This window comes from Phyllobacterium sp., from assembly GCF_037994425.1.
Lineage (GTDB): Bacteria > Pseudomonadota > Alphaproteobacteria > Rhizobiales > Rhizobiaceae > Phyllobacterium.
In genome coordinates this window covers 1-2,193 of record NZ_JBBNAM010000103.1, presented here as the reverse complement: position 1 = coordinate 2,193, position 2,193 = coordinate 1, and the positions used below count along the sequence as shown (strand labels likewise).

Below are 2,193 nucleotides of genomic sequence, written 5' to 3'. Positions count from 1 at the left end.
GGCCTACTTGGCAGCATTCGAACTCTATCGGGAATTTTGCAACTCCCGCGAATGTTGCGCTAACCCCAACTACATCGAACAAGCCATACCACGCTCCACGGGGCAATACTGTCGCCGCGCGGCCACACCCCTCGGCATTCAAACAGATCGCACATCTGGGCAACCCTGATTTGCACTTCCGGCTGTTGACATACGTGTTGTCGCCGAAGCGATCCAACCGCTATAATTTAGCTTTACGTCGACTTTGGTTGGACGCTGGCGTAGCAGGTGGAAACCTGCTTCCAATCGCTGTATGGTCGTGCACCGTTCTCCGAACGGTGGATGACGCTTGCGGTTTGGAAGGCAATGAGATGACCCACGCTGCCAGGCGATTGATTGATATGGAATTGCACTAATGAACGCTGCTATCAATACGTTCGTCCTAGTGCTGGCATCGATTTTTCCGGTGGTCAATCCCCCCGGTTCCGCACTCGTCTTCCTCGGTCTGACCAGCGGCGCAACGCCGAGCTTCGCACCATGCTGGCACGGCGCATCGCGTTGAATTCGTTCATCCTCCTGGTGTGCTCATTCTTGCTTGGCGCGTTAATCCTGCAGTTTTACGGCATTTCAATCCCCATCCTTCGCATCGCCGGCGGATTCATTGTCGCCGTGTCGGGCTGGAAACTCCTCAATGAAGGAAGTCGGAAGGAACTGGAAACACCGGCAGGCGGCGTTCCGAACAAGAAACTGCTCGATCAGGCCTTCTATCCTCTGACTCTCCCCCTGACGACGGGGCCGGGCTCGATGGCTGTCGTTATCAGCATTGGACTTTCAGAGGCAACGATTGCGAGGCCTGCGGACAGGATCATATTCGTTGTGGCAAGCGTCGTCGCCATTGCTGTTCTGGCGCTTACGATCCTGCTTTGCTTCGCCTACGCGGATCGCATCCAAAAAGTCCTCGGTCCCGGCGGTACCGATATCGCCGTGAGGCTGTCCGCGTTCATACTTTTCTGCCTCGGCTTGCAGATTCTCTGGGCGGGCGGAAACGAACTGTTGAGTTCCGTCATTTCCGCAGGTTTTGCACCGCGACCCTAAACCCTCGGCAAAGCGGAACTTACCCCGAGATCACGCCCACAATGACGGTTCCCCAGGTTGTGAGCAGGATATGGCCGATGGGAACTGCCGGCATAGACGATCGGCGCGCTCGCTACGTACGTCGGGCTGGTCAGAATCGCCGGGTCATAGGTCGGAACGTACGTTACTTCCTTCTGCGCCGGCCGGATAATTACATTCTCATTCTTGGTCTCGACGATGACTTTGCTGTCCGATTTGATTGTCCCGTCGGCCACCGCCTTGTCACGCAACTGTTGGATCGCAACCAAGACATCCTTTTGCTGGTCCGCAACCGCCTTGCCGAGCTGCTCGGTCCAGTCCAGATCGTCGTTCATCATTGTCAGGACCGTGGGATAGTTGAGCAGGGATACGATACTGCCGTCCCAGGAAGGATCGGGCTTCAGGTCAGGCTTGCTTTTGACCTGTTCAACGAACCGAGCAGCCTGGACGATCTGCAATGGATTGACTGTCGCGGAAAGTACCAGCACCACGAGGTCGTCAGGATAAAGCGCCATGCGTGCGACAAGCGTCTCCAACTCGTCCGATGTAAGGAGGTCGGTTTCGGCTGGCGCGGCAGCCGGAGTGGTCGCCGTCGCAGGCGCGGGTTGTGTTTGCGCTTGAGCTTCGCCCTGCCATGACGCGGCAAACATCGTCAATGCTGCGGACATCACGAATGTAATCGCCCGGTCGTGTATTGACATCATCGATCCTCCCTCACTCGCATTGCATCAATAAGCCACGATCTCGCTGAAGCCGCTCGCAAATCCGACCCCAGTATCGCTCATTTCAGGTCCGCATCAATGTCTGCTCCCGGTGGAATAGCACCGACGACGCATGGACAGACGATGGAGCGTCCCTAGATCTTCCGCGCAGCTTCGCTGTTAGACGACCAGCCGCGGTTTTCAACAGCAGGTCGATTCCGTTGGCAAATCAGACGGACCTCTCGAGTTCTTTGAAGCAGATGATATCCGAGCTTAGGCACCAATGACATATACAATACAGTAGAATAGGCAAAAATACTCGCCTAAAAATATTGCCCAAAGGTGCATATGGCGACAACGCAATAAACGCACCAACGCGCCGGGGCGAGTTCTAAGCATA

Annotated in this window: 3 protein-coding genes; 2 read left to right on the top strand and 1 reads right to left on the bottom strand. The window is 55.8% G+C overall.

The window, feature by feature from the left end; all coding sequences use genetic code 11:
* Positions 1-394: 394 nt before the first annotated feature.
* Positions 395-541 carry a hypothetical protein gene (locus tag AAAB35_RS07220; RefSeq protein ID WP_340667544.1) on the top strand — a complete coding sequence of 49 codons (147 nt, stop codon included), beginning with the start codon at positions 395-397 and terminating at the stop codon, positions 539-541.
* Positions 517-1,074, top strand: a complete 558-nt coding sequence (locus AAAB35_RS07215) for a MarC family protein (RefSeq protein ID WP_340667543.1) — start codon at positions 517-519, stop codon at positions 1,072-1,074. Before AAAB35_RS07220 ends, AAAB35_RS07215 begins: the two co-directional genes overlap by 25 nt.
* Here the strand turns inward: AAAB35_RS07215 and AAAB35_RS07210 are convergent.
* A complete protein-coding gene (locus AAAB35_RS07210) occupies positions 1,071-1,796 on the bottom strand; it encodes a DUF3300 domain-containing protein (protein ID WP_340667542.1) in 726 nt (241 codons plus the stop codon). The genes AAAB35_RS07215 and AAAB35_RS07210 overlap by 4 nt on opposite strands.
* Positions 1,797-2,193: the final 397 nt, after the last annotated feature.

What these genes read in the sequence shown, in the direction of transcription:
- AAAB35_RS07220 (WP_340667544.1), top strand. Translation starts at nt 395, where the DNA reads ATGAACGCTGCTATCAATACGTTCGTCCTAGTGCTGGCATCGATTTTT.
- AAAB35_RS07215 (WP_340667543.1), top strand. Translation starts at nt 517, where the DNA reads ATGCTGGCACGGCGCATCGCGTTGAATTCGTTCATCCTCCTGGTGTGC.
- AAAB35_RS07210 (WP_340667542.1), bottom strand. Translation starts at nt 1,796, where the DNA reads ATGATGTCAATACACGACCGGGCGATTACATTCGTGATGTCCGCAGCA.